Raw genomic sequence first — 26,169 nt, 5'->3', positions numbered from 1 at the left:
GTCGCGCCATCGCCTGGCGGCCATGCTGGCGGACGCGACGCGGCAAGGGCGGGCGTTTGCCCTGCGGTAATACCAACCGGTTATGATTCAGATCCGTTCTGTAGCGATACGTCCGTGAATCAGAACGTGATCAGCGGGTCGCCGATGAAGTCGGCGATGAAGTTGATGAAGAAGAATCCGAAGAACAGGAAGTTGAGTACCAGGATCACCTGGTGGTACCACTTCGGCCGGGCCGGGCGCGGCAGTCTGCTGTTGAGGTAGATCAGCATGAACGGGTAGATCAGGGCGCCGAGGTTGGACATGTTCGCCGACCACTGCACCAGGCTCACCGGCAGCGCGAAGTGCAGGATGATCGCGATGACCACCAGCAGCACGATCATGAAGGGGTAGTAGAACCGCCGCGGGTCGCCCTCGATGAGGCCGCGCAGCCGGGGGCTGGTGCCGTGCGAGGCGTCGGTCGTCACGCGGACCATCGCCTCGAAGATGCCGAGCTGCGTGGAGAACAGGATCAGCACGCCGAGCACGAGCGCGATGTAGAACATGCCCCGGCCGTACTCCTCGTTGAGCGCGCTCGCCACGAAGGTCGGCACGTTCGCCTGGGTCGGCTCCTCGCCGGACAGCTCCACGGCGCGGTTCATGAGGATGGTGGGCAGCAGCATGCCGAGGATCGCCCCGACGAAGAACACGCCCCACATGTCGACCATGAGCAGCCGGTACCAGCGCCGCCACAGCGCGGTGTTCTTGTCGTCCTCGGGGAAGGTGACGCCGCTCGACAGCAGGTCGCGGCGGGTGCCGCGCAGGCCCGCGATGTAGCCGGCGCGGTGGCCCATGCCGTACCCCTTGTCGCGGTAGTGGCCCATGACGTACCAGTTCAGGCCGGAGGCGAGGGCGGTGAAGCCGGCGAGGGCGCCGATCTGGGTGGCGGTGATGCCCTCGGGCGGCGCGGCCGGGGTGACGAAGCCGCGGATGCCCTCCCACCACTGCGAGAACGGCACCACGAACAGGTCGATGACCAGCAGCGCGACCAGGATCGCGCCGACCATGAGCCAGTTGGCGAGTTCCAGGGCGCGGCTGATGCGGCGGGCGAGCGCGGTGATGAGGAAGACCAGCACGAGCAGCGCGATCGCCCACAGCCTCGGCTCCTCGGCCCCGGCCGGGGGCACCTCGCCGTGCACCAGCGCGTACACGCCCTGACCGGCGGAGGCCGCCCAGCCGCCCGCGATGAACGAGAAGATCACGATGAAGACCGACAGCGGCACCCAGAGCTTGAACCCCGGGGGCACGCGGCCCCAGCCGACGACCGGCACCTCGCCGGTGGCCATGACGTAGCGCGAGCACTCGATGTTGTAGAACGTCTGCAGGACCGCCGAGACGAGGATCACCCATCCGACGCCGACGAAGCCGTACTGGCCGACCGCCTGCGGGCCGAGCAGCCACTCGCCGCTGCCGATCGAGATGCCCAGGGCGATGAGGCTGGGGCCGATGGCGTACTTGAACAACTCCTTCGCGCCGATCGTGGAGACCCCGAACACCTCCTCGGGTTCGGGGAGATCGGCGACTTGCAGATCGGGGCGGCTCACTCCGAGCGGTCGACCGGTCGTGATCTCGGCCATGAGAATCCTCCTGACCCCCCGTTCACTGTCTGGTCATTCTCAGCGTGAACCCGCTCACAGAGGTCGACAAGGCCCAATCAGCCAGCAACTCCGGACTGACGGATATATCCGACTTACCGTGATTCACCACGCCGGGACAATCACGGAGCGAATGCCGGGCGAAAAAAGCATCCCCCCGTTTCGGTTCTTCACGCGAAAGCGCGATGACGCCGCCCTATGATGCCGAAGGCCATTCCCACCGAGCAGAACCTCCGGACGTGACGATCGTGAGCATTTCAACCCGGCACCCGGCACACCTTGAGCCGATCGTGGAACCGGCGCGGGGCCGCGCGGACGTCCGGGCCTTCGCCCGTCTCCCCCGCGACCTCTACCGCAAGGACCCCAACTGGCTGCCCCCGCTCGTCTCCGAGCGCCGCGCGTTTCCCGGCCGCCGCCCGCATCCGGTCCTCGGCACGGGCGAGGTGGAGCTCTTCCTCGCCACCCGCCGCGGGCGGCCGGTCGGCCGCGTCGCCGCCGTACGGCACCGCCGCCGCACGGGGTCCCACGGCGTCCGCCAGGGCTTTTTCGCCATGTTCGAATGCGTCGACGACCCGGCGGTCGCGCGCCGACTGATCGACACGGCCGCGACGTGGCTGCGGACGCGCGGCTGCGACACGATCACCGGCCCGGTGGGCCTGCTGCCCGGGCAGGAGTCCGGCCTCCTCCTCGGCGACGCCGCCGGGCCGCCGGTCGCGCTCACGCCGTACAACCCGCCGTACTACCCGGCGCTGCTGGAATCCTGCGGTCTGACGAAGGTGAAGGACCTGTGGGCCTGGTCGGCGGGCGCGGAGCCGCCCGAGCGCATCCAGCGCGTCGCCCGCGCCGCCCGGCTGCGCGAGAGCCTCACCGTACGCGCCCTCGACGCCACCGACCTCGACGCCGAATGCGAGCGCCTGCGCGAGATCCGCCGCGGCGACCGCATCCACGACTGGGGTCTCGCCCCCGTCACCGAACGCGACTTCGCCCACCTCTTCACCGGCCTGCGCGGCCTGCTCCCACCCGGCGCCGCCCTCGTCTGCGAGGCCGCCGGCGAGCCCATCGCCTTCGCCGCCGCCCTCCCCGACCGCAACCGCGCGCTCACCGGCCCCGCCGTCCGCCTCGCCCGCCTGGGCCTGCCGCCCACGCTCCTGCCCGTCGCCCGCGCCACCGCCTCGGCGGGCCGCTGGCGTGCCGTCGCCTTCGGCGTCAAGGAGGGCTTTCGCAGCCGCGGCGTCGAGGCCGTCCTCGTCGCCGAACTCTGGCGCGCCGCCCGCCGCCTCGGCTGCGACTCCTGGGAGGCCACCTGGACGCTGGAGGACAACCACGCCATGAACCGCGTCATGGAGGTCCTCGGCGCCACCCGCTCCCGTACCTACCGCCTCTACTCCCGCCCAGCCTGACCGCCGACGCGGCCGGTCGCCGCCCGCTTCTCGGTCAGGGCTCCAGCCAGACGTAGCCGGCCTGGCGGCCGGTGACGACCTCGCGGCGGTGGGAGTACAGGTCGGGGTCCTCGATCGTGCAGCGGGCGTCGTGGTGGATCTCCTGTACGCCCGCCTGGCGGAGCTGGGCGACGATTCCGGCGCGCAGGTCGAGGGCGGGGGTGCCCTGGCGGGTCGTGGAGCCCGTCTCGGGGAGGACGGCGACGGCCCGATCGCGCATGTCGGCGGGCACCTCGTAGCAGCGCCCGCAGGCCATGGGGCCGACGACCGCGACCATGGTGGACGCGCCGTGCGCGGTCATCTCCTTGACCAGGGCGGGCACGACGCCGGCGAGGGTGCCGACGCGGCCGGAGTGGGCCGCGCCGACGACGCCCGCGTCCGGGTCGGCGATCAGCACCGGGGCGCAGTCGGCGGCGAGCACGGCCAGGGCGAGGCCGGGCACGTCGGTGCAGACCGCGTCGAGTTCGGGGGCGTCGTCGCCGAAGGGCTCGGTGACGTACCGGGCGGCGGCGCTGTGCACCTGGCGCATGAACACCACGCGCTCGTGGTCGATGCCCAGATCGCCCGCCGCGATGCGCCGGTTTTCCGCCACCGACTCCGGATCGTCGCCGACCAGGCCGCCGAGGTTGAGGCTCTCCCACGGCGGCGCGCTCGTCCCGCCGCATCGGTCGGTGAACGCCATGCGCACTCTGCCTCTGCCGAATCGGAACACGCGCCCAGCCTAGTGTCCGTACGGCGGCACGGGCCGCCGCGGATGGGCGACGGCGGGAGAGAAGGCGCCCTTCGCTAGCGGCCCGCGGCCACGGTGGCGTACAGGGCGTGGACGCGTTCGGCGATGCGTGCCCAGGAGAAGTGCTCGACGGCGCGTTGGCGGCCGCGGTCGCCCATCGCGGTGGCGATGGCCGGGGCGGCGATGAGGGTGTTGACGGCCTCGGCGAGGTCGGCGGCGAACTTGCCCGGGTCCACCGGGGTGCCGTCGGGGAGTTGCTCGGTCGGGACGAGCAGGCCGGTGACGCCGTCCTCGACGACCTCGGGGATGCCGCCGGTGGCGGTGGCGACGACGGCGGTGCGGCAGGCCATCGCCTCCAGGTTGACGATGCCCATGGGCTCGTACACCGAGGGGCAGACGAAGACGCGGGCGTGCGTGAGGATCTGGATCACCTCGCGGCGGGGGAGCATCTCCTGGATCCAGACGACCCGGTCGCGGACGGCGCGCAGCTCGTCGACGAGGGCGGTCACCTCGGCGGCGATCTCGGGGGTGTCGGGGGCTCCGGCGCACAGCACGAGCTGCGCGGCGGGGTCGAAGGAGCGGGCCGCGTGCAGAAGGTGGACCAGGCCCTTCTGGCGGGTGATGCGGCCGACGAACACCGCGTACGGCCGCGCCGGGTCGATGCCACGCGCGGCGAGCACCTCGGTGCCGGGGTCGGGCGCGTACTCGTCGGTGTCGATGCCGTTGTGGATCACGGTCACCCGGTCCTCGGGGATCTCCGGGTAGCAGGCGAGCACGTCGCGGCGCATGCCCTCGGAGACCGCGATGATCGCGTCGGCGGCGAGCAGGGCGGTGCGTTCCGCCCAGGACGACAGCGCGTAGCCGCCGCCGAGTTGCTCGGCCTTCCACGGGCGCAGCGGCTCCAGGCTGTGGGTGGTGGCGACGTGCGGCACGCCGTACAGGAGCTTGGCGATGTGGCCGGCGAGGTTCGCGTACCAGGTGTGGCTGTGCACGACGTCGGCGTCCGCGCAGGCGGCGGCGATCTCCAGGTCGGCGCCGAGGGTGCCGAGGGCGGCGTTGGCGGCCTGCAGGGCGGGGGGCTCGCGGTAGGCGGTGACGCCGGGTTCGTCGCGGGGCGCGCCGAAGCAGCGGACGTGGACGTCGGCGAGCCGGCGGAGCTCACGGGCGAGGTACTCGACGTGGACGCCCGCCCCGCCGTACACCTCGGGCGGGTACTCGCGACTCAACAGCTCAACGCGCATATGCGGGAGCTTAACGAGGTTTGTCCGGATGTTTCGTTAGAGGCGTGTCTGCTGGTGTTTCGGCGTGTCATGCCGGGTAACGTCAGCGCTATGACCACGCCAAGAGTCCTCGCGATCGTGCTGGCCGGTGGAGAGGGGAAGCGGCTCATGCCGCTCACGGCCGATCGGGCCAAGCCCGCGGTGCCGTTCGGGGGGATCTATCGGCTGATCGACTTCGTGTTGTCGAACCTGGCCAACGGGCACTATCTCAAGATCGTCGTACTGACCCAGTACAAGAACCACAGCCTCGACCGGCACATCTCGCGCACCTGGCGGCTGTCGGCGATGCTCGGCAACTACGTCACCCCGGTGCCCGCGCAGCAGCGGCTCGGGCCGCGGTGGTTCGCCGGGTCGGCGGACGCGCTGTTCCAGAACCTGAACCTGATCTACGACGAGATGCCGGAGCACTGCATCGTGTTCGGCGCGGACCACATCTACCGCATGGACCCGCGGCAGATGGTCCAGCAGCACGTGGAGAGCGGCGCGGACGTGACCGTCGCCGCGATCCGGCAGCCGCTGTCGATGGCCGACCAGTTCGGCGTGATCGAGACCGACCCGGCCGGGCGACGCATCGTCGCCTTCCGGGAGAAGCCCAAGGACGCGGTGGGCCTGCCCGACGCGCCCGACCAGATCTACGCCTCGATGGGCAACTACGTCTTCCGTACCCAGGCGTTGATCGACGCGCTTCGGGAGGACGCCCTCGACCCGTCCAGCAAGCACGATTTGGGCGGAAATATCATCCCGATGATGGTCAAGTCGGGCAGCGCGGAGGTGTACGACTTCGCCGACAACGTCGTGCCCGGCTCGACCGAGCGGGACCGCGGCTACTGGCGGGACGTGGGGACGCTCGACGCCTACTACGAGGCCCACATGGACCTCATCTCCGTCCATCCGATCTTCAACCTCTACAACGAGCACTGGCCCATCTACACCGGCCACGATCCGCTGCCCCCGGCCAAGTTCGTGCACAACGACGGCGACCGCGTCGGCCGGGCCCTCGACTCGCTCGTCTCCCCCGGCGTGATCGTCTCCGGCGGCACGGCCCTGCGCTCGATCCTGTCCCCCGGCGTCGTGCTGCACTCGCACTCACAGGTCGAGGACTCGGTGCTGATGGGCAACGTCAAGATCGGACGGGGGGCGATCGTCCGGCGCGCCATCATCGACAAGAACGTGGTCATCCCGGACGGGGCCCGCATCGGCTTCGACCCCGAAGAGGACCGCGCCCGCTTCGCCGTCACGCGCGGCGGCGTCGTCGTCATCGGCAAAAACGAGATCGTCGAGCGCTGACCGGCGCTCGTACACCACCGGCGTGGCCGACCGGCGGGCACGTGGCCCGGTCTTCGCGCGACTGCCGCCGCAGGCCGCCGTTCCGGCGGGCGCCTTGGCTTGACCGTTCTCGGCGGCTTACCTGCGGCTTTCGAGCGGCTTTCGAGCAACGCTGTGCGCCGAAGGCACGGGCCCTTTGACATCGTCGGTCAGAGGCCGATCTTTCTTGGAATCGTCGGCGGCGGGCGTCCACGTGATAGTGGTCATAGCGACGAGCAGTACGCGATCAGGCCGTTGACCTGGCACGGATGCCCGTTCACAGTGATCGCTAATTGGGCTTTTAGCATCCTTCCAGGCTGATGAGCTAGGTTTTCTTCGACCTCATAACGCCACTTTTCGTAAGGTTCTTAACATGCGGATGCCAACCTCACGGCAGTTGATGATGGTCATCGCCGCCTGTGGCGGGGTCGCTCTGCTCGCGATCGTCGTGGCGGCCTTGCTGGGCGTCGTGACCCCGGAGATCGCCATCGTCCTGGCGCTGGGCGGCGGGACCCTCGTCGGCATCCTCGTGATCGGGCTCTGGGTGCGGCGCCTGGACGGCAAGGTGCAGCGGTTGTCGGAGCGGCTGGCGCGTCAGGCGGCCCGGCCCGCTCCGGTGGTGCGGAACGACGGGCGGTTGGAGCGACTGGAACGGTTGGAGCCCCGGTTGCAGCGCGTCGAGACGGCGGTAAGCCACCTCACCGTCGTGGCCGACCGGCTGGAGGACCGCGTCGGCACCGTCTTGGCCACTCTCGGCGAGGACCGCGTCGAGGCCGTCTACCGCCACAAGCACTACACCGAACTGCTCAACGACGTCGCCGCCGACCTGCGCCGCGTCACCGAGGATGCCCGCGCGCTGGTCAAACGCGCCGCGACGCCGGGCGAGGACGGGACGGGCTCCCCGGTCGCGGGGACCTCCGGGGCTTCCAAGGGAGAGCGCCGAGGCGATTGACGGCGGAGCGATCGTGCGAAGCGGGGTGGACGTGTTGCGGCTGGGTTTGGGGGCCGATCGACGACGTGGAGCGGGGCCGGGCGAGGCGAACGTGGATGGGGTGGTCCCCTCTGGAACGGGCCCGATTGAAACGGGCCTGACTGGAGCGACCTCGACGGGAACGGCCGACGGCCGGAAGAAGGAGGGGAACCTGTGATCGGCGCCTTGGCGCGTGCCGGATTGTCACCGGTGGTGCGCGAGGACGGTGCCCGGGAGCGCCTGCTCATCGCTCGCGTCGGCGTCGATGACGGCGAGCTCGATCGGCTGCTGGGGCCGGATGTCGCGTCGAAAGGGCCGGGACCGGCGAGTGGCGCGGACCGTCCGGGCGGGCTCGATCGGGGCGGCGGATCCGGGTGGACCGTGGTGGACCTGGATGAGGTCGAGGTGGATCGGCCGCTCGCCGAAGGGCCGGTGGAGCGCCTGTTGCTGATCGCGGGCACGATGACCGATCTGCGGCGGGCGGTGACCGTACGGGCTTTGCTTCCGCCTGCGCGGAACGTCACGATCGCCGTCGGGGCGCTGCCGTACCTGCATCCGGCTCCGCTGCCGGTGGCGTCCGGGCATGCCGGATGGCGGCATCTGCGCGATCTCCACGTACGGATGATCGAGAAACGGTCGTGGGTGCTGGAGACCGAGTTCTCCGAGCCGCTTCCAGCGGGCGAGGTGCTCTCCGCGGCGGCCCGCGCCTTCGGCGGCGATCACCTGGACGCGATGCCGCAGCCGCGGGCGGCGCTGGCCGGGGTCGGCGGGACCCATTGGCGGCCCGGGGACCCGAACGTGGTGCTCACGCCCGCTCCGCACAAGGGCGACTGCGATGTCGTGCTGGTGGCGGGCGCGGACGTGACCGATCTCGCCGAAGGCCGTCCCGGCGTGGAAGGCGCCGGAGACATCGGCGCGACGGCTCCCGGCCCCGCCGTCGTCGGCCTCAACGCCGGGCGGGTTGGCGAGTCCTCCGCCGACACGGCCCGCGACGCCAACGCCGCAGGGGTTAACGTCGCGGGAGTCGCGACGGACGCGGGGCCTGCGGAGGTGCCGCCGGTGGTGGCGCGGCCGGAGCCGGTGGAGTGGTCGCGATTCGCGGAGCTCAGCGGATACGGGCGTCTGGTGGGGCTGGCGGATATGTCGATGGTGCCGCCGGTGGATGAGCGTTCGGTCAATCCCGGCGGGTTTCTGCAGGTGCCGCCGTACGGATATGGGTGGCTTGAGCAGCGTGCGGGCCGGTGGGCGGCGGTTCACGACGGGCGGGTGCTGGCGCGGTTCGCCGCCTCGGGGGTCGTCACGGACGCGGATGTGGCGCGGCTGCGGAAGCTGCGCGGCCTGCGGGTGAAGTGGCGGCTGTCGCACACCGGGCCGATCGCCGCCGCCCGCGTCATCACGGGGCTCGCGGCCGCCGGGGTGCCGCTGATCGCCCCGGATCTGCCGGACTGGGTGCGTCCGCTGCTCGGCGCGGAGCTGTGCGGGCTGATCTCCGGCGTCGCCGAGGCCGATCTCGGCGACGACCTGGACCGGGAGGTCCACAGCGTACGGCTGCGCCGTCACGCGCTGCGTACGCACGGCACGCGAGCCCGATGGCTCCAGCTCACCATGGGTGAGGTGCCGGGCATGGGCGGCCCGGGAATCCCGGGCGGCCCGGTTCCGAAGGTGTCGGTGGTGTTGTGCACGCGGCGGCCCGACATGCTGCGCTTCGCGATCAGCCAGGTGGCCCGGCAGCGGGGCGTCGACGTCGAGCTGGTGCTGGGCCTGCACGGCGTGCCGCGGTCGAGGGTGGAGGAGGCGGTGCGCAGCGTCCACTTCCCGGTGACGGTGTACGAGGCGGATCCGTCGCTGCCGCTGGGCGCGGTGCTCAACCAGGCGTTCGCCCGCGCGTCCGGAACGTACGTCACGAAAATGGACGACGACGACTGGTACGGTCCCGATCATCTGGCCGATCTCGCCCTGGCCCAGATGTACAGCGGCGCGGAGTTGCTCGGCGCCCCGGCCGAGTTCGTGCATTTGGAGCAGATCGGGGTGACCGTGCAGCGCAGCCGCCGCACCGAGTGTTTCCGTGACACGGTCGCGGGCGGCACGCTGTTCATGACCCGCACCCTGTTCGAGACGGTCGGGGGTTTCCGCCCGGTCCCCCGCCACGTGGACGGCGAGTTCTGCCGGGCCGTACGCGCGGCCGGGGGTCGCATCTACCAGGCCCACGGCCTTAACTACATCCTGCGCCGCAGGGCCGCCCAGGGTCACACCTGGCGCGAGCCCATCGGCTACTTCCTCGCCCAGCACAACCGCCGCCAGTGGCGCGGCTGGTACGCCAACCCGCTGATGGAACTGTGATGCGGGGACCTCATCGCGGGCCGCGGTCCTCGACGGCCCGCCCGGCGGCATCGTCTCCGCCCCGATTATGAGACACGATGATGAGAGCCGTCACTTCCGGCGCCACCGGACCAGGAGGCGGAACGCCGCTTCCCGGCCGCGCCCGAACGGCCGCGCCACTCCCCCACATGGGCACGGCCTGCACGCCGGCGGGCTCGCCGGGTCCTGCGCCGGAAGGGCCGCACGACCGGCCATGCCGTTTCCCGCCGACTCCCCGCCGACCCTCCGCCGACGACGTCACCTTTTCAACTGCACTACTGGAATCGAAGCGATGACCCCCGTACCCGCCGAACCGGTTCCCGCCTCGCGCATGCCCCGCATCCGGGGCAATGATCACTCGGTGCTGACGCCGCCCGTCCTCGGGGCGTGGACGCCGCGGCTCAGCGTGAGCGTGATCATCCCCGCGTACCGCAGCCAGCGCACCCTGGACCTGACGCTCGCCGCGCTGGCCGCGCAGAGCTACCCCGCCCACCTCCTGGAGGCGATCGTGGTGGACGACGGCGGCGACCCGCCGCTGCGCCTCCCCGAGATCGTTCCGGAGCGCACCCGGCTGGTTCGCTCCGACCCCGGCGGCTGGGGTGCGGCCTGGGCCTGCCAGACGGCCGTACGGCACGCCGGCGGCGACGTCGTGCACCGCCTCGACTCCGACGTGGTGCCGTACCGCGATCACGTCGAGGCGCTGATGCGCTGGCACCACCTCGCCGACTACCTGGTGGTGACCGGCGCGCTGCGGTTCACCGAGGAGGAGCTCCCCTCGCCCGCCGATGTGCACGCGGCCGTCGCCGGAGACCAGGCGGCCAAGCTGTTCGACTGGTCCGCCTCCCGGCCGCACGCCTGGATCGAGGACCAGGTCGCCAAGACCCGCGACCTGTGCGACGCGCCGATCGAGGCGTTCAAGGTCCACGTGGGGGCGAGCGCCTCGATGCCCGCGTGGCTCTACCACGCGGCCGGGGGCATGGACCCGGATCTGCCGCTGGGCGAGGACACCGAGTTCGGCTACCGGCTGGCCCAGCAGGGCGCGGTGTTCGTACGGGACGCCGCCGCCCAGGCCTGGCACGTCGGCGCGCACACCATGCGTCACCGGGGTGAGGAGGCGAAACGGCACAACTGGCCGCTGCTCGCCGAACGCGTGCCCGCGCTGCGGTGGCTGCGCAAGCATCCCCGGCGTCAGTGGCTGGTGCCCTGCGTCGAGGTCGTGGTCGAAGCGGGCGGCGTGCCGTACGAGCCGGTCCGGGCCACCGTCGACGCCTTCCTCGCGAGCACCCTCCCCGACCTGGTGGTCACGCTCGTCGGCCCGTGGTCCGCGTTGCCCACCGGGCGCCGTTCCCCGCTCGACGACCCCTGGCTCGATCTGCGCCTGAGCAGATACTCCTACGAGCACGAACCCCGCGTACGCCTCGCCGAGTCGGTCCCGCCCGACGCGTCCCCGGCGATGTTCCGCCTCACCTGCCCGCCGGGCTGGACCCCCTCCCCCGACACCGTCCGCCGCCTGGTGACCGAGGCGAACGCCAACGCCTGGGGCGTGGCCTGCCTCGCCCTCGCGGAGACCGGCGACACCGTGATCACCGCCCGCCTGGAACGCACCGCCGCCGTCACCCGCGCCCGCCATCTCCAGGCCGACGCCGAGGATCTCGACGACGTCATCGACGAGGTCTTCGGCGTCCACTGGCTCGACGGCCCCTCCTACGGCTTCACCTGGCAGGACGACACCCCCGGCCTGCCGAGCAGGTGATCAATGCCAGCCGATCCGGGTGACGTCCATCGGCCGCCTCACAGTCTGTCGATGATGGCCGACACATAGGCGATGGATGCATCGACGCTGAGAGCCGACGCGCAGAGATGCTCGAAGAGCAGCTCATATCGGTTGATTTGGTCTTGCTGTTCTAAGAAAAGACTGTCGGTGGCCGTTTCCTGATAGACCACGCTTCGGTCGGCCGCCTCCGGGAAGGCGAGGATCACGAAGGATCCCGTCATGCCGGCGTGGGCGCCCGCCGAGAACGGCAGGATTTGCATCTTGACGTGTTCCAGCGACTCGGTCTCCATCAGTTTGCGAAGCTGACGCTTGTGCACGTCCGGACTTCCCACGGGGCGTAGGAGGGCCGACTCGTCGATGATCGCCCGGAGGCGCGGAGGATCGGGCTGCGTGAGAAGAGCCTGGCGCTCCAGGCGAGCCTCGACACGACGCTCGACCTCCACCGGATCGCGGACCATGCATGCGCGCATGACCTCGCGCATGTAGTCGGTGGTTTGGAGGAGTCCGGGGATGAGGGCGAGTTCGAACGTACTGATCGCCGACGCTTCCGCTTCGAGTCCGACATAGGTGGAACGGAAGATGTCCTGGTATTTGGTCCACCAACCGCGCTGGCGGGCGTCGCGGGCAAGTTTGACCAGGTCTTCGATGAGTTCGGAATCCGTTACGCCGTAGGCGGCGCAGAGAACGCGTATATTCTGTACGTCCGGGCGTTTTGTCAGGCCATTCTCCAAGCGGGAGATCTTGGAGGTGGACCACTCCAGCTCCGCCGATGTCTCATGGATGCTCTTCCCGGCGGCTTCGCGAAGTCTGCGCATCTCGTGGCCCAGGCGACGGAGGCGTACGGTGGGGCTTTGGTTGCCGCTGGCCATTTCCGTCCTTTCCGCAATGGTTGATCCGGCGACATTTCCGGACAGCCCAGACATGTTTAAGATCAGCGTTGCGCGTTCGACACTGCGCATGCTTGATGTGCAGCGTATCAGTTCTTTTACCGTCCGTGACGGAGAATCTCCATGAACACGCAACCCCCACCTCGGCGATTCCTAGGGCGCATATCGGGACATTCCCCCAAAGCACAAATGTTTCGGTGAGGCGCGCGAATGCCACCCGGCGTGCCGACATGCCGGGGTCGCGCCGAAAGGCGCTTCTACCGCACCGCCGTCAGATGTGATGCCGCCAGGAGGGCTCGACGATGGTCCACTCGGCTTCCCAGAGGTGGGCGGCCCGGCGCTGGTTGACGATCCGCGTGGTGACCAGCACGAGCGTGGCGATCGCCGCCGTGCCGAGGGGAACCGCCGTACCGCTGGAGATCGCGCCGGCCATGGTGGTGCCCCGGTCCTGCGGCGGGCGGGTCGGTTCGCCGCGCTGGTCGATCCAGATCAGAACGGTGTCGCCGGTGCGGCGGCCGGGTTCCACCTCCACCAGGCCCTTGCGGGGCGTCCCGTCGGGGGCCGTCCATTCGGCGCGGGCACGGCCGGGGATCACGCCGGTGACGGGGGCGACCCCCGGCGACCTGAGGTCCTGCACGAGCACGGCCGGCGTCTGATACCGGGTGCGCTTGTGCTCCTGCTCGGTACGCACTCCCTGCTCGTACGCGCGGGCACCGATGCCGATCCCGGCGATCACGGCCATGATGAGGCCGAGGAGTGCCATCAGCCGCAACGCGCACTCCACCCGGTCGGAGCGCCGCCGCAGCGGGTTGCGATCAAGGCCCAGCCAACGGACCAGGCGGGCGGGCGGACTGTTCGACATGACACACACCTCGGATATGTCACTACTCCAAATGTCACTACCCCGATCAGGGCTGATAGTCATACATATCCAGAGAAAGACGCATGTCACAGGCCATCCGCCGGTCGCGCGCCCGACATCGCCTCGCGTGTCCATGCCGCAGACGGCCGCGGGAACGATCCGCCGAGCGCGGCCGGACATCACGATCAGACGAGGAATCGCATCGCCGCCCGGGTCATCACGCCGTGACGTGTACGGCGGCACGGGTGGCGGCGTCCCGGGCCGCTGTCACATCGGCGTGCAGCAGGCGGCCCGACCGCTTGAGGACACGGCCGGCGACGAGGACGGTGTCCACGTTGCCGCGATCGGCGGTGGTGACCACGGCGGCGACCGGGTCGTGCACCGGGGCGATGTTGAGGGCCTCGGCGTCGAGGAGGATGACGTCGGCCTGCTTGCCGGGGCGGAGGGAGCCGACGCGGTCGGCGAGGCCGATCGCGGCGGCGCCCTCGATGGTGGCCATGCGCAGGACCTCGGCGGCGCGGATCGGTTCGGGTGCCGCGCCCGTGCCGGATTCGGCGAGGTTGCGGGCGCGTTCGGCGGCGAAGGCGGCGCGCATCACGGAGAACAGGTCGCCCGGGACGTTGGTGATCGTGTCGACGCTGAGGCCGGTGGGGATGCCGTGGGCGCGCAGGCGGCCGGTCTCCGGGGTGCCGAGGCCGACCTGCAGTTCTACGGCGGGCGAGACGGAGGCGGTGCCGCCGCTGTCGGCGAGCAGCTTGAGCGCCTCGTCGGTGAAGCCGTTGCAGTGCACGAACAGCAGGTCGGGGCCGAGCAGGCCGGCGGCGTGGAGTTGCTCGACCGGGCCCTGGCCCACGGCGTGCAGGCTGATGTGCATGCCCAGTTCGCGGGCGAGCCGCCAATCGGCCTCGATCGTCTCGGGTCCGCCCCATTCGGCGAGGGCCGGGGTGATCAGTCCTGGTTCGGCGGACGGGAAGTGTTCCGCGCGCAGGCGGCGCAGCTCCGACTCGCGGCGGTCGGGGTCGGCCGTGGCCGGGTGGGCGTAGCCGAAGACGGCGCGTACGCCCGAGTCGCGCAGGGCGGCGACGGCGGCGTCGGTGTGCTCCGGGGTGAGTTGGATGTGCGACCAGTCGTACTGGGTGGTGACTCCGGCGTCGAGGGCGTCGAGCGCGCCCCACAGGCTTCCGGCGTACACGTCGTCGGGCCGGTGGGCGGTGCCGTAGCAACCGAGGACGCGGTCGAGGTACTCGCCGAGCGTGGCGTCGGCGGCGGTGCCGCGCAGCAGGCCCTGCCAGACGTGCCGGTGGGTGTCGACGAAGCCGGGCAGCACGATGCGGCCGGTCGCGTCGATCACCTCGGCGCCCTCGGCCCGGGGATCGTCACGCAGTCCCGGTTCGACGGCGACGATCAGCTCGCCGTCGATGAGCACGTCGGCTCCGGGGAGGACGTGCGGCTCCGGCTCGGTGTCGAGGACGGTGCCGCCGGTGATGAGAACACGCATGTCAGAGATCTTCTGTCTGTAAAGCTTTCAATAAAGCTTTTCTCATAGCTTTTCTGAAAGCTATCAGTACGGCGAGATATCCTCAAGTCATGGACCGCAGCGGCGCGCGGCGCGATCACGTCGACGAGATGATCGAGGGGTGGCGCGCGGAACTCCCCGAGGCCGCCACCGTCCAACTGGAGATCGTCAAGCGGCTCACGCGGCTCAAGGCCCGGGTGGAGCAGGTCACCCAGGCCGCGCTCAGCGACTCCGGCCTCACCTACGCCGACTTCGACGTGCTGGCGACGCTTCGCCGGGCCGGCTCGCCGTACCGGCTCAAACCAGGGCAACTCGCCGCGCTGTCGTCGCTCACCACCGGCGGCACGAGCAACATCCTTCAGCGGCTGGAGGCGGCCGGGCTGGTCGAGCGCGAGCCGGACCCCTCCGACGGCCGCAGCTCCTGGGTACGGCTGACGCCCCTCGGCGTCGAGCGCGCCGAAGAGTTGGCCATCGCCACCACCAAGGCGCACCGGGAGCTCCTCGGCGGCGTGCCGGAGGAGACCGCTCGCGCGCTGGCCGACCTGCTGCGGGACGTCCTGATCGCCCTCGGCGATCGCCCCGTCCGCTAGCCGCCATCAGTTCGTCGAACGCCCTACGGCCGCACGACGGCGGTGACGGCGCCGACGAGGACCGGCCATCACAGGCGCGGCGGCCGGGGTGCGCCACAGCGGCACCGTGACACGACGCGGAGAGCATGCCCTGGTGGACACGGCCGGAGACACGGCATGGAGATCAGTGCGGAGATCGACGTCGCGGCCGGCGGCGGTGGATCCGACGGGACGTACGGGCGCCGGGTCGGGGCTGCTCACGGCTCACAGCCCGATTGGCCGCGAGATGACGCACGGCAACGATTGATAGCGGCTCGAAACGCGGTGAGGATGACGGATGGATAACACCACATAGCCCGCAGTTGGCTACGGAGGCGACATATGCCCCAGGAGGCCCGTCCGGGGAGGGACAAACGTGCTGCACGACGATCTTGCTCACGAACTCGATACGGTGCCGGACTTCGCCCGCTTCGCGGGCGTCGACGAGGTCGTGGGCGAGCTCGCCCGGCTGGCCGCCGAATTCCCCGGTGTGGCCGCCCTGCGCCGGATCGGTACCTCGCGACTGGGCGAGCCGATCCTGTGCCTGACGGTCGGGGACGGTCCGCACCACGGTGTCGTCGTCGCCATGCCGCACCCCAACGAGCCCATCGGCGGGCTCACCGCCATGCATTTGGCCAGGCGCATGTGCGAGGACGCGGCGCTGCGCCGGTCGAGCGGCTACACCTGGCACATCGTCGGCTGCATCGACCCCGACGGGACCCGGCTCAATGAGGCGTGGTTCACCGAGAAGTTCACCCCGGACAACTACGGCCGCCACTTCTACCGGCCCGCCGGGGACGAGCAGACCGAGTGGACCTTCCCGTTCGCCTACAAGGACGCGTACTTCGACCGGGTGATGCCCGAGACGCTCGCCTGGATGCGGCTGATCGACGACGTGCGACCGGCGTTCATGTCCTCGCTGCACAACTCCGAGCGCGGCGGGGTCTTCTACTACGTCAACCGCCCCGAGAACGCGCTCAACCCCCTGCTCAAGGCGCTGCCGAAACGGTACGGCCTGCCGCTGCACCTGGGCGAGCCCGAACACCCCTCAGTGCGGCGGCTCGACGACGCCATCTACCTGGCGCTCAACTCGCGGGCGCACTACGACTACCTGCAGCGGGTGGGGCAGAAGCTCAACGGGCAGATCGCGGGGGCGTCCAGCGCGGAGTACGCGGCGCGGCACGGCACGTTCGTGATCATCGTGGAGTTGCCGTACTGGCGGGACGACGCGGCGTCCGACCACTCGCCGGCGGGCGTGCCGTACGCGCGGGTGGTGCGGGAGCACGCCGCCGACCTCACCGAGCTGGTGCGGGTGCTGCGCGAGACGCTCGACGCGGTGCTCGGCGACGTGGTGTCGGACTCGCCGTTCCTGCGGGCCTCGCGCTTCTTCACGCCGCTGCTCGCGGACATCGTGGAGTTGGAGGAGATCCGCGCCGGTGAGCCGGACGCGGACCGGGAGGCGACGGTGGCGGAGATGAGGTCGGCCCAGGATCTCGTCCACACCTACCGGCTGCGCTACACCGGCATGATGCTGCGGGCGCTGGAGGCCGAGATCGGCATCGGAAACGGGACGCCGCGCATCCGGGAGCGGCACCGGATGCTGGAGGAGGTGTACGGGGCGTGGACGGCGGCGTTCGAGGCCGACACCGCCACCGAGCCGATTCCGCTGCGCGATCTTGTGGCGATTCAGTACGGGACGATTCTCGCGGGGGCGCGGCACGCCAAGACGTGAACGTCGCCGGCCCTTTGGTCGGGGAATAGCCCGGGGCGGTCAAGGGTTTAGCCGAGCAAAACGTAGGATGATCTGACATTTATCGGCAGAAGGTCGGTTTTTCTTAGGGGGATTTCGATGTCCGTCGGCGAGTTACACAAACACCACCGAGATGTTACCGGTGGCTGGCTGCGCCCGGCCGTGTTCGGGGTCATGGACGGGCTGGTCTCCAACGCCGCGCTCATCGCCGGAGTCGTCGGCGGTGGCGCGAGCGCATCCGTCGTCGTGATGACCGGCCTCGCGGGGCTCGCCGCCGGGGCGTTCTCCATGGCGACGGGCGAGTACACCTCGGTGCGGTCGCAGGACGAGCTGTCGCAGGCCGAGATGGCGGTCGAGCGCCGGGAGATCGACCGCAGCCCCGAGGCGGAGGAGCGCGAGCTCGCCCTGCTGTACGAGTCCCGCGGCGTGGAGCCCGGCCTGGCCCGCGAGGTCGCCCACCAGCTCCACCGCAACAGGGAGGTCGCCTGGCGCATCCACACCCGGGAGGAACTCGGCGTCGACCCCGACGACCTGCCCTCCCCGTGGACGGCCGCCTTCTCCTCCTTCGGCTCCTTCGCGGTCGGCGCGTTCATCCCCGTCCTGCCGTTCCTGCTCGGCTTCTCCTCCATCCTGGTCGCCGTCGTGCTCACGGCCGTGGCGCTGTTCGTCGTCGGCGCCCTCGTCGCCCGGCTGACCACCCGTCCCCTGTGGTACGGCGGGCTGCGGCAACTGCTGCTCGGCGGGGCGGCCGCCGCGGTCACCTACGGGATCGGCACCCTGTTCGGCGCCACCCTGGGCTGACCCGGTCCCCGGCCTGAGCCGGGTGCGGCCCGGCGGCGCGTCGTCCGTCGCCGGGCCGCACCGGTCACTCGACGGTGACGCTCTTGGCGAGGTTGCGGGGCTTGTCGACGTCGCGGCCGAGGGCGACGGCGGCGTGGTAGGCGAGGAGCTGGAGCGGGATCGTGAGCAGGATCGGGTCCAGCTCGATCTCGTTCTTCGGCACGACGATGGCGTCCTCGGCGAGCTTGGCGTCGGGCGTACGGTGGCCGACCATGAGGACCTGGCCGCCGCGGGCGCGGATCTCGCCGAGCGTGGTGAGGTTCTTGTCGAGCAGCTCGTCGTCGGGGACGATCGCGACGGTCGGCATCTCGGGGCCGATCAGGGCGAGCGGGCCGTGCTTGAGCTCGCTCGCCGGGTACGCCTCGGCGTGCACGTACGAGATCTCCTTGAGCTTCTGCGCGCCCTCCCGCGCGACCGGGTAGCCGCGCACCCGGCCGACGAACATCATGCTCGGGTTGGTGGCGTACTTGCGGGCGAGCGCCGCGATGTGCTCGTCCTGCTTGAGGATCTGCTCGATCTGGTCGGGCAGCCGGCGCAGGCCCTCGCAGATGCGGCGGCCGTCCGCCGGGGACAGGTCGTGCACCCGGCCGAAGTGCAGCGCCAGCAGCGCGAACGCCACCGCCGTCGAGGTGAACGCCTTGGTCGAGGCGACCGACACCTCCGGCCCGGCGTGCAGGTAGATGCCGCCGTCGCACTCGCGGGCGATCGCGCTGCCGACGGTGTTGACGATGCCGAGCACCCGTCCGCCCTTGCGCTTGAGCTCCTGCACGGCGGCGAGGGTGTCGTAGGTCTCCCCGGACTGGCTGATCGCCACGTACAGGGTGTCGTGCTCGACGACCGGGTTGCGGTAGCGGAACTCCGAGGCCGGCTCGGCGTCGGCGGGCACCCGGGACAGCTCCTCGATGAGCTGCGCGCCGATCTGCCCCGAGTAGTACGCCGAGCCACAGCCGATGATCTTGACGCGGCGGAACGCGCGGGTCTCGTGCGGGGTGAGGTTGAGGCCGCCGAGGTGCGCCACGTGGAAGCGGTCGTCGATGCGGCCGCGCAGCGTGCGGGCGACCGTCTCGGGCTGCTCGGAGATCTCCTTGAGCAGGTAGTGCTCGTAGCCGCCGGTGTCGTAGTGGCCCGCGTCCCAGTCGACGGTGAGCGGCTCCTTGGAGGTGACGCGGGCGTCCATGGTGAAGGTGTGGAAGCCGTCGGCCTTCAGCACCGCCAGCTCGCCGTCCTCCAGGTGCACCACCTGGCGGGTGTAGCGGACCAGGGCGGCCACGTCGGAGGCGGCGAACATCTCCTTCTCCCCCAGGCCGATCACGATCGGGCTGCCGTTGCGGGCCACCACGACCTGGTCCGGGCGCTCGGCGTCGATGACGGCGATGCCGTACGTGCCGACGACGCTCTTGAGCGCCTTGCGCACGGCCTCCTCCAGCGTGTCGGTCTCCTTCACCGCGCGGGCGATCAGGTGCGCGAGCACCTCCGTGTCGGTCTCGCTGGCGAAGACGGCCCCGTCGGCCTCCAGGCGGTGCCGCAGGTCGTCGGCGTTCTCGATGATGCCGTTGTGCACGACCGCGATGCGTTCCTCGCCGTCCAGGTGGGGGTGCGCGTTCACATCGCTCGGCACGCCGTGCGTCGCCCAGCGGGTGTGCCCGATGCCGAGGCCGCCCTTGAACCGGGCCGGTACGGCGGCGGCCAGGTCGGCCACGCGGCCTTTGACCTTGCGCAGCTTCAGCCCCTTGTTGGCCACCACGATGCCCGCTGAGTCGTAGCCTCGGTACTCCAGCCGCTGCAGGCCCTCCAGCAGGATGGGTGCCGCGTCCTTGGGTCCCACGTAGGCGACGATTCCGCACATACAGTCCTCCTCTAGCCGTACACGATCCGGCGCAGTTGCCGCAGGGAGAGATTCGGCGCCGCCACCCGCCGGCCCGGCAGCTCGGCCGCGATCCGCTTGAAGATCGCGTCGTTGGCCAGGCCGCGAGAGCGCAGCTCCGCGTGGCGTCGCCGTACGAACTCCTCGACCGGCTCGCCGAAGTAGGCGAGCACGTCGGCGACGACCCGCGCGGCCTCCCCCCGCCCCAGCGCCGTCGTCCTGGTCAGGTGCTCGATGAGATCCTCATGCGGATGACGCGGCACGGACGCGGCGGCGCGCCCGGCCGTCCCACCCCTCATTCCGAACCCCCGGTCTCCCCACCCGCCTGCCGGACTTCGCGTTCGAGCCCGGTGTTACGAGGAAGGACACTACGGAGTACGGGCGGCAAACACCAAGTTTCCTGCCCGAAATCGGGCAGGAAATGTCTCACGGGGACCGGCAAAGCGGACGTCAACGGCACGCCAGGAGGGCATCAGGCCCGCCGGCCGCAACCATGGGGCCGCCCGGTTTCCCCCAAGCCCGCCCCTCCGATCCCGGCGGCATGACCGGCCCCGGGCACGGGCCTCCCCCAGCGGTCACATGGACTCTCCGGATCCGCTAAAGTAATCAACGCATCAGCCGATGCGCGCGGACGTGGCTCAGTTGGTAGAGCATCACCTTGCCAAGGTGAGGGTCGCGGGTTCGAATCCCGTCGTCCGCTCTGCAAGTTCTCGGGCGATTAGCTCAGTGGGAGAGCGCTACCTTGACACGGTAGAGGCCACTGGTTCAATCCCAGTATCGCCCACCACACCTTTTCCAGGTCGGCGCAGCCGCCAATGCGCACATGCCGGAATCACACGGAATCACAACGGCGCTCCGGGTTTATACGCATCGGCTCGGCGTGGACGCGCCTCAGCGGGTACGGACCGTCACCGACTTCACTCCGGTGAAGTCCGGCGACTCGAAGTAGACGGGCGGAATCTCCGGATCGACATGCAGCACCGGGAAGCGGTCCATGAGCAGGTCAAACACGATCCGCGTCTCCACCCTGATCATCTGTGCGCCGATGCAGTAGTGGGCGCCGCGTCCAAACCCTAGATGGGGATTGGGGTTGCGGGAGAGGTCGTAGGCGTCCGGATCGGCGAACGCCCGCGGATCCCGGTTGGCCGGCCCGATCTCCACGCGGATCATCTGATCCTTGGGAATCTTCCGCCCGGCGACCTCCACGTCCGCAAGGGTGGCGCGGTAGGTGGCGTTGCCCGGTGTCAGGAAACGCATCGTCTCGTCGAGCATGGTCGGCACCAGGGAACGGTCCGCGCGCACGCGCTCGTACTGCTCGGGGAACGAGTCCAGGCACAGCATCGTGTTGCCGATGAGAAGCGGGGTCGCGAGGTGCCCGGCGCCCAGGATGCCGATGATGAAGTTGATGATCTGATCCCGGGTCATCGGGTCGCCGTTGAGCTTCCTGACCTGGCACAACAGGCTGATCAGGTCCTCGCGCGGGTTCCGCGCGCGCTCGTCGACATGCTCGCCGATCATGTCGCGCAGCGGCTGCAACGGCACCGTGAGCTTCTGGAAGTAGTCCTCGCCCTCGACGGTGGTCATCATGGCCGTCTGGTCCATGTTGACGTCCACCATCCGGAACATCGCGCGGTCGTCGGCGGGGATGCCGAGCAGCTCGGCGAAGACGATGCCCGCGAGGTCGTCGACGAAATCACGCAGCAGGTCGAACCGGTCGCGCCCGCCGAGCCCGCCGATGCATTCGTCGCACAGTTCGACGATTCGCCGCTCGAGGCGGTCCATGAACCGCGGGTTGAACACGCGGATCACCTGCTTGCGCAGGTGGACGTGTTCGGGCCCGTTCATCTGCGCCAGGTCGCCGTCGAAGTACTTCGCCGTCTCCTCGTCGACCTCGAACAGCTTGGTTCCGTCCGGCGTGAAATGCTCCGTGTCCAGCAGGACCTCGGACGACTCCGGGTGGCCGTAGAGGTGCCAGACGCCGTGCGCCTCGTCGAATTCGACGATCTCCTTCTTCCGCTCCCCGCGCAACCAGAACTTGTCCGGGCCGAAACCCCACCGGTCGGCGAAATCCTGCATCGCATTTCTCCTTTGATCCAGGGCGCGTGTTCAGCGCGGTTCGTCGCGGTTGCTCGCGCCATCGGTGTTCCCGTGACCGGTTCTGCGCAGGGCCGGCCGGTCCCCGCAGGCCGGCCTGCGGACATTGGCGGAGAGCTTGGCGATGGTGGCGTGTTCGAAGATCGTACGGATCGTCGCCTCCAGCCCGAGGGCCCGCCGGATGCGGCCGGCGATCCTCGTCGCCTTGAGCGAATCGCCGCCGAGCGCGAAGAAGTCGTCGTCGATGCCCACCCGCTCCACCCCCAGCACGTCCGCGAAGATCGCGCAGAGGGCCTCCTCCCGGGGTGTACGCGGCTCTCGTGAGGCGCCCTCCGGCGGCTCGCCGAGGCCGATCGGGGCCGATCGCCGAGCCGCGAGGCGCCCGGCCGTGCCGCGGAGGTCCGCCAGCGCCTCCTCGACCGCGCCGAGAGGGCGGTGGACGTCGGCGGTCATCTGCCGTACGGCCGACCGGAATCCCGCCAGGATCGCCTCCGCCGCCTGACGGCCGAACGCGCGCTCGTCGTACTGGAGCACAACGCGGTGAGGCTCGACGAGCAGGGTGAGCGGGTAGCTCCCGGCGCCGATCGAGTCGACTCCGGTGAGCCGGACGGCGGCCGGCGCTCCGGCCGCGACGCGGGGAGCCGAGCGGGTGGGATAGGACTGGAAGACCACCAGCGTGTCGAACAGCGCGGGCAGGCCGGTCGCCCGGTGAAGGTCCGCCAGAGCATGGTGCTCGTGCTCGATGAGCGCGGTCCGTTCGCTCTGCACGGCGGTGAGCAGGTCCGCGACCGTGCCGTCCGGCGGCCGGCGTACGCGGACCGGAACGGTGTTGATGAACAGCCCGACCGCGGTCTCCACTCCGTCGAGGGGCACGGCCCGGCCCGAGACGGTGGTGCCGAAGACGACGTCGTGGCGGCCGGTGATCACGGACACCAGCAGCGCCCAGGCGCACATTGCCAGGGTGCTCGGGGTCACCCCGAGCGCGGCACAGGTCGCGCCCTGCCACCGGGACTCCCCCGGCGGCGGCTCGTGCACGACCTCGCCGACGGCGCTCGCGGCGGTCCTGGGCCGGTCGGCCGGGGCCAGCAGCGTTGGCTCGTCCACGCCGGCCAGGTGATCGGCCCACGCCTGCGCGCTCCGCCGCACGTCCTGCCGCCGCGACCATTCCAGGAAATCCCGGAACACGTGCGCAGGCCCGAGGGGCACACCGTGGTAAAGGTCGATCAGCTCACCGCCGAGCACCTGCTGCGACCAGCCGTCGATGAGTGCGTGGTGGCTGCTGAGCACGAGCCGGGCGCGCCCGTCGCCGAACCCGGCCAGGGTCATCCGCAGCAGCGGCGGCGCGGCCGGATCGAACCGCGCGGCCCTGTCCTCGGCGAGGAGCCGCCGCCACGCCCGCTCCCGCTCCTGCGCCGGAAGGTGACCGAGGCCGACCTCCCGCCACGGCGCTTCGAGCCCGTCCAGGACGACCTGCCACATGGTTCCGCCCGCGTCGGAGACGAACCCGGCGCGCAGCGCGGCGTGCCTGTCCAGCAGGGACCGGCCTGCCGCGCGCAGACGGACCGGGTCCACGGGTCCGGACAGGTGGTAGACGGTCTGCAGGTGGTAGGGGTCGGCTCCGCCGTCGCGGAGCATCGACTCGAACACCATTCCGGCCTGCAGGGGGGTCAGCGGCCACACGTCCGCGAGATTCGGGTAGCGGCGCGTCCACGACCGGAGGTCCTCCGGGGCCGTCGCGGCCGCCGGCCGTGCCGGAGCGCCGCCGTCCGCGTCCGTGAACGGCCCCTCGGTCACCTCACCGGCCGCACGGGCCAGCGCGCCGACCGTGCGCCGCTCCAGCACCTGCCGCGAGGTGACGGCGATCCCCCTGGCCCGCGCGCGGATCATCACCTGGATGGCCCGGACGCTGTCTCCCCCGATCGCCACGAAGTCGTCGTCCACGCCGACCCGGTCCCGCCCGAGCACGTCGGCGTAGATCTCGGCCAGCGAACGCTCCAGCGCCGACCGCGGCGCCCGATGGGCGGGCCGGGTCGCGGGCGGCGCGGGAAGACCGCGCCGGTCCAGCTTGCCGTTCGGCGTGAGCGGCATCCGCTCCAGCGGTACGACCACGGCGGGCACCATGTACCCGGGCAGCCGGGCCGCGACGAGGTCGCGCAGCTCCTGCTGCCCGACCCCTGGGGAATCCGTCGCGACGTACGCCACCAAGCGCCCGTCCCGCCCCACGACGGCCGCCTCGCGCACCATCGGATGCGAGCGCAGCGCCGCCTCGATCTCGCCGGGTTCCACCCGTAGCCCGTTGATTTTGATCTGGAAGTCCGCGCGGCCGAGCAACTCGATCAGGCCGTCCGGCCTGAAGCGGGCCAGGTCTCCCGTACGGTAGACACGCTCGCCGGTGACCTCGCCGTACGACCAGTCGAAGAAGCGTTCGGCGGTCCGCTCCGGCTGGTCCAGGTACCCTTGGGCCAGGCCGAGCCCGGCCAGGTACAGCTCTCCGGTCACGCCCGGCGGGACCGGCTGGAGCGCGTCGTCGAGGATGTAGGCGCGCTGATTGGCCATCGGCCGCCCGTACGGGATGCTCGTCCACTCCGGGGCGACCGCCTCCACCTCGTAGATCGTCGAGTGGATGGAGGCCTCCGTGGCCCCGCCCATGACGACGAAGCGCAACCCCGGCATGAACCGCCGGATCCGGTCCGGCAGCGTCACCGGCACCCAGTCCCCGCCCAGCAGCGCCAGCCGTACGCCCGGCAACCCGGGGGCTCCCACCTGTTCCAGGTAATCGGCCAGCAGGCCGAGCAGCGCCGGAGCCGAGTTCCACACGGTGACACCCTCGGCCGCGATCAGTTCCGCCCAGTGCGCGGGGTCGCCGACGCGGCCGGGATCCGGAACGACCACGGTGCCCCCGGCCGCGGTCATGCCGAGGAACTCGTACACGGACATGTCGAAGCCCGGCGACGACAACGCCAGGACCGCGTCCCCCGGGCCTACCGCGAAACGCTCGTTGAGATCCGCGATGTTGTTCATCACCCCGCGATGGCGCAGCGCGATCGGCTTCGGCTCCCCGGTCGAGCCGGAGGTGTGGATGACGTAGCAGAGGTCGTCGGGTCCGGCGGCGAGGCCGAGGTCGTCGTCGGGCGGCCCGGCCCACTCCTCCGGGTCGCCGTCCAGCAGCAGCGGGCGGGCGCCGTCCGGAAGGTTCCCGGCCGACGCCGCGCGGCTGATCACCAGAGCACAGGAGGAGCCCTTGATCATGGCGGCCAGCCGCCGGGACGGATGGTCCGGATCCAGCGGAAGGTAGGCACCGCCGGATTTCAGCACGCCGAGCACGGCGACGAGCAGCAGGGGCGACCGGTCCAGACAGATCCCGACCCGCACGCCGGGACGCACACCGGCCGCGCGCAGGCGGCGGGCCAGCTTCCCGGCCGCGGCGTCGATCCGGCCGTACGTCCACCGCTCGTACGTGCCGCGCCCCGCCTGGACGACGGCCACCGCCTCGGGCGACCGGGCCGCCGCCGCCTCGAACGCCTCGTGCAGGCATCGGCCGTGCGGCAGATCGCGCTCGGTCCGGTTGTAGTCGAGGAGGATGCGCCGCCGCTCGGCGTCCGGCAGCAGGCGCAGGTGTGCCACCGGCCGGTCCGGGTTCCGCAGGCCGTCGCGGACGAGCGTCCCGTAGTGCCCGAGCAGCCGCGTCACGGTGCCGGCGTCGAAGAGCGCGGCTTCGTAGGCGCAGGTCAGCGTGAGGTCTCCGGACCGATTGTGCCGTACGACAAGTTCCAGCTCGCGAGCCCGGCGGGCCACGAGCCGCTCATCGGGTCCGCCGGCGTCGCCGTGCTCATCGGCGGGCTCCTCGACGGGCTCCTCGACGGGCTCCTCGACGGGGACGAAGCGGATGCCGACCGTGGCGGGCTCGCCCGCGGGCCCCCCGCCGGCCCTGATCGCGACCGCCAGGTCCGGCAGTGTGGAGCCGGCCGTGACGGTGAGACACACGTGCTCGGTCCGCCCCTCCGCGCCGGTGCGGTCCAGGCCGATGCGCTCCTGGCCGGTGTATCGGTACAGCAGCGCCGCGAAACCGGCGAGCACCAGGTCGTCCCGGCCGGGTCCGGCCGCGGGGAGGGTCGCGGGCAGGGTCAGTCGGACCGTCCGGACCGCCGTCCGGGTGGCGGGGGCGTCCGGGCGCCGGGGGTGGTCCACCGGGAGCAGCACCGGCGGCGCGGTGTCCGGGGCGTGGAAGCCGGAGGTGTGGATGCCGGAAGTGGGGTTCACC

The 26,169-nt window shown here is 70.9% G+C and carries 18 protein-coding genes and 2 tRNA genes; 10 read left to right on the top strand and 10 right to left on the bottom strand.

The window, feature by feature from the left end; all coding sequences use genetic code 11:
* Positions 1-119: 119 nt before the first annotated feature.
* Positions 120-1,613: an Nramp family divalent metal transporter gene (locus tag AB0K60_RS30940; protein WP_364063074.1), complete on the bottom strand. Its 1,494-nt coding sequence runs from the start codon at positions 1,611-1,613 to the stop codon at positions 120-122.
* A 266-nt stretch (positions 1,614-1,879) separates the two neighbouring features.
* Here AB0K60_RS30940 and AB0K60_RS30935 point away from each other — a divergent pair, with 266 nt between their 5' ends.
* Entirely contained in the window at positions 1,880-3,031 is a 1,152-nt protein-coding gene (locus tag AB0K60_RS30935; protein WP_364063071.1) for a GNAT family N-acetyltransferase, read from the top strand.
* Positions 3,032-3,065: 34 nt separating this feature from the next.
* Here the strand turns inward: AB0K60_RS30935 and pgeF are convergent, their stop codons facing one another.
* Together pgeF and glgA are read right to left on the bottom strand one after the other, a co-directional pair.
* Positions 3,066-3,752, bottom strand: coding sequence for a peptidoglycan editing factor PgeF (pgeF, locus tag AB0K60_RS30930; protein ID WP_364063068.1), 687 nt, complete (start codon positions 3,750-3,752; stop codon positions 3,066-3,068).
* 104 nt (positions 3,753-3,856) lie between these two features.
* Positions 3,857-5,041: a glycogen synthase gene (gene glgA / locus AB0K60_RS30925; RefSeq protein WP_364063065.1), complete on the bottom strand. Its 1,185-nt coding sequence runs from the start codon at positions 5,039-5,041 to the stop codon at positions 3,857-3,859.
* A gap of 90 nt (positions 5,042-5,131) precedes the next feature.
* On the opposite strand from glgA, the gene glgC reads away from it, so the two are divergent.
* The 4 genes from glgC to AB0K60_RS30905 all read left to right on the top strand — a co-directional run bounded on the left by glgC (position 5,132) and on the right by AB0K60_RS30905 (position 11,466).
* The gene (gene glgC, locus AB0K60_RS30920) at positions 5,132-6,367 is read left to right on the top strand and encodes a glucose-1-phosphate adenylyltransferase (RefSeq protein WP_364063062.1); all 1,236 of its coding nucleotides are present in this window, start codon (positions 5,132-5,134) and stop codon (positions 6,365-6,367) included.
* A 391-nt stretch (positions 6,368-6,758) separates the two neighbouring features.
* Entirely contained in the window at positions 6,759-7,337 is a 579-nt protein-coding gene (locus tag AB0K60_RS30915; protein ID WP_364063059.1) for a hypothetical protein, read from the top strand.
* Positions 7,338-7,529: 192 nt separating this feature from the next.
* Positions 7,530-9,695, top strand: coding sequence for a glycosyltransferase (locus AB0K60_RS30910; RefSeq protein WP_364063056.1), 2,166 nt, complete (start codon positions 7,530-7,532; stop codon positions 9,693-9,695).
* Positions 9,696-10,005: 310 nt separating this feature from the next.
* On the top strand, positions 10,006-11,466 hold the full coding sequence (locus AB0K60_RS30905) for a glycosyltransferase (protein ID WP_364063053.1): 1,461 nt from the start codon (positions 10,006-10,008) through the stop codon (positions 11,464-11,466).
* A gap of 38 nt (positions 11,467-11,504) precedes the next feature.
* Here AB0K60_RS30905 and AB0K60_RS30900 read toward each other — a convergent pair whose 3' ends face one another.
* From AB0K60_RS30900 to AB0K60_RS30890, 3 genes are all read right to left on the bottom strand, one after another.
* Complete coding sequence (locus AB0K60_RS30900) at positions 11,505-12,446, bottom strand: helix-turn-helix transcriptional regulator (RefSeq protein ID WP_364063050.1); 942 nt, start codon at positions 12,444-12,446, stop codon at positions 11,505-11,507.
* A gap of 199 nt (positions 12,447-12,645) precedes the next feature.
* Complete coding sequence (locus AB0K60_RS30895) at positions 12,646-13,236, bottom strand: hypothetical protein (RefSeq protein WP_364063047.1); 591 nt, start codon at positions 13,234-13,236, stop codon at positions 12,646-12,648.
* Between the two features lie 217 nt (positions 13,237-13,453).
* On the bottom strand, positions 13,454-14,734 hold the full coding sequence (locus AB0K60_RS30890) for an amidohydrolase family protein (RefSeq protein WP_364063044.1): 1,281 nt from the start codon (positions 14,732-14,734) through the stop codon (positions 13,454-13,456).
* Positions 14,735-14,823: 89 nt separating this feature from the next.
* Here AB0K60_RS30890 and AB0K60_RS30885 point away from each other — a divergent pair, with 89 nt between their 5' ends.
* The 3 genes from AB0K60_RS30885 to AB0K60_RS30875 all read left to right on the top strand — a co-directional run bounded on the left by AB0K60_RS30885 (position 14,824) and on the right by AB0K60_RS30875 (position 17,911).
* Positions 14,824-15,342 (top strand): MarR family transcriptional regulator, encoded by a 519-nt coding sequence (locus AB0K60_RS30885; protein ID WP_364063041.1) that lies wholly within the window; start codon positions 14,824-14,826, stop codon positions 15,340-15,342.
* Positions 15,343-15,736: 394 nt separating this feature from the next.
* Positions 15,737-17,092, top strand: coding sequence for a M14 family zinc carboxypeptidase (locus tag AB0K60_RS30880; protein WP_364063038.1), 1,356 nt, complete (start codon positions 15,737-15,739; stop codon positions 17,090-17,092).
* Between the two features lie 117 nt (positions 17,093-17,209).
* A complete protein-coding gene (locus tag AB0K60_RS30875) occupies positions 17,210-17,911 on the top strand; it encodes a VIT1/CCC1 transporter family protein (RefSeq protein ID WP_364063035.1) in 702 nt (233 codons plus the stop codon).
* 64 nt (positions 17,912-17,975) lie between these two features.
* Here the strand turns inward: AB0K60_RS30875 and glmS are convergent, their stop codons facing one another.
* Complete coding sequence (glmS, locus tag AB0K60_RS30870; RefSeq protein ID WP_364063032.1) at positions 17,976-19,796, bottom strand: glutamine--fructose-6-phosphate transaminase (isomerizing); 1,821 nt, start codon at positions 19,794-19,796, stop codon at positions 17,976-17,978.
* 11 nt (positions 19,797-19,807) lie between these two features.
* A complete protein-coding gene (locus AB0K60_RS30865; RefSeq protein ID WP_364063029.1) occupies positions 19,808-20,113 on the bottom strand; it encodes a hypothetical protein in 306 nt (101 codons plus the stop codon).
* Between the two features lie 328 nt (positions 20,114-20,441).
* Between AB0K60_RS30865 and AB0K60_RS30860 the strand changes: the two genes are divergently transcribed.
* Together AB0K60_RS30860 and AB0K60_RS30855 are read left to right on the top strand one after the other, a co-directional pair.
* Positions 20,442-20,514, top strand: a tRNA-Gly gene (locus tag AB0K60_RS30860).
* A gap of 12 nt (positions 20,515-20,526) precedes the next feature.
* Positions 20,527-20,601, top strand: a tRNA-Val gene (locus AB0K60_RS30855).
* A 104-nt stretch (positions 20,602-20,705) separates the two neighbouring features.
* Here the strand turns inward: AB0K60_RS30855 and AB0K60_RS30850 are convergent.
* Both AB0K60_RS30850 and AB0K60_RS30845 read right to left on the bottom strand, forming a co-directional pair.
* Entirely contained in the window at positions 20,706-21,890 is a 1,185-nt protein-coding gene (locus AB0K60_RS30850) for a cytochrome P450 (RefSeq protein ID WP_364063026.1), read from the bottom strand.
* 30 nt (positions 21,891-21,920) lie between these two features.
* Positions 21,921-26,168, bottom strand: a complete 4,248-nt coding sequence (locus tag AB0K60_RS30845) for an amino acid adenylation domain-containing protein (protein WP_364063023.1) — start codon at positions 26,166-26,168, stop codon at positions 21,921-21,923.
* Between the last annotated feature and the right edge of the window lies 1 nt (position 26,169).

Origin of the sequence: Thermopolyspora sp. NPDC052614 (assembly GCF_040678635.1) — a bacterium.
Classification (GTDB): Bacteria; Actinomycetota; Actinomycetes; order Streptosporangiales; family Streptosporangiaceae; genus Thermopolyspora.
Note: the sequence above shows the minus strand (reverse complement) of the source record. Positions and strands in the feature narration are given on the sequence as shown.

Bases quoted from the DNA above. Each gene is read 5' to 3' on its own strand.
- AB0K60_RS30940 (WP_364063074.1), bottom strand. From the start codon at position 1,613: ATGGCCGAGATCACGACCGGTCGACCGCTCGGAGTGAGCCGCCCCGAT.
- pgeF (WP_364063068.1), bottom strand. From the start codon at position 3,752: ATGGCGTTCACCGACCGATGCGGCGGGACGAGCGCGCCGCCGTGGGAG.
- glgA (WP_364063065.1), bottom strand. From the start codon at position 5,041: ATGCGCGTTGAGCTGTTGAGTCGCGAGTACCCGCCCGAGGTGTACGGC.
- glgC (WP_364063062.1), top strand. From the start codon at position 5,132: ATGACCACGCCAAGAGTCCTCGCGATCGTGCTGGCCGGTGGAGAGGGG.
- AB0K60_RS30915 (WP_364063059.1), top strand. From the start codon at position 6,759: ATGCGGATGCCAACCTCACGGCAGTTGATGATGGTCATCGCCGCCTGT.
- AB0K60_RS30905 (WP_364063053.1), top strand. From the start codon at position 10,006: ATGACCCCCGTACCCGCCGAACCGGTTCCCGCCTCGCGCATGCCCCGC.
- AB0K60_RS30900 (WP_364063050.1), bottom strand. From the start codon at position 12,446: ATGCGCAGTGTCGAACGCGCAACGCTGATCTTAAACATGTCTGGGCTG.
- AB0K60_RS30895 (WP_364063047.1), bottom strand. From the start codon at position 13,236: ATGTCGAACAGTCCGCCCGCCCGCCTGGTCCGTTGGCTGGGCCTTGAT.
- AB0K60_RS30890 (WP_364063044.1), bottom strand. From the start codon at position 14,734: ATGCGTGTTCTCATCACCGGCGGCACCGTCCTCGACACCGAGCCGGAG.
- AB0K60_RS30885 (WP_364063041.1), top strand. From the start codon at position 14,824: ATGGACCGCAGCGGCGCGCGGCGCGATCACGTCGACGAGATGATCGAG.
- AB0K60_RS30875 (WP_364063035.1), top strand. From the start codon at position 17,210: ATGTCCGTCGGCGAGTTACACAAACACCACCGAGATGTTACCGGTGGC.
- glmS (WP_364063032.1), bottom strand. From the start codon at position 19,796: ATGTGCGGAATCGTCGCCTACGTGGGACCCAAGGACGCGGCACCCATC.
- AB0K60_RS30865 (WP_364063029.1), bottom strand. From the start codon at position 20,113: ATGAGGGGTGGGACGGCCGGGCGCGCCGCCGCGTCCGTGCCGCGTCAT.
- AB0K60_RS30850 (WP_364063026.1), bottom strand. From the start codon at position 21,890: ATGCAGGATTTCGCCGACCGGTGGGGTTTCGGCCCGGACAAGTTCTGG.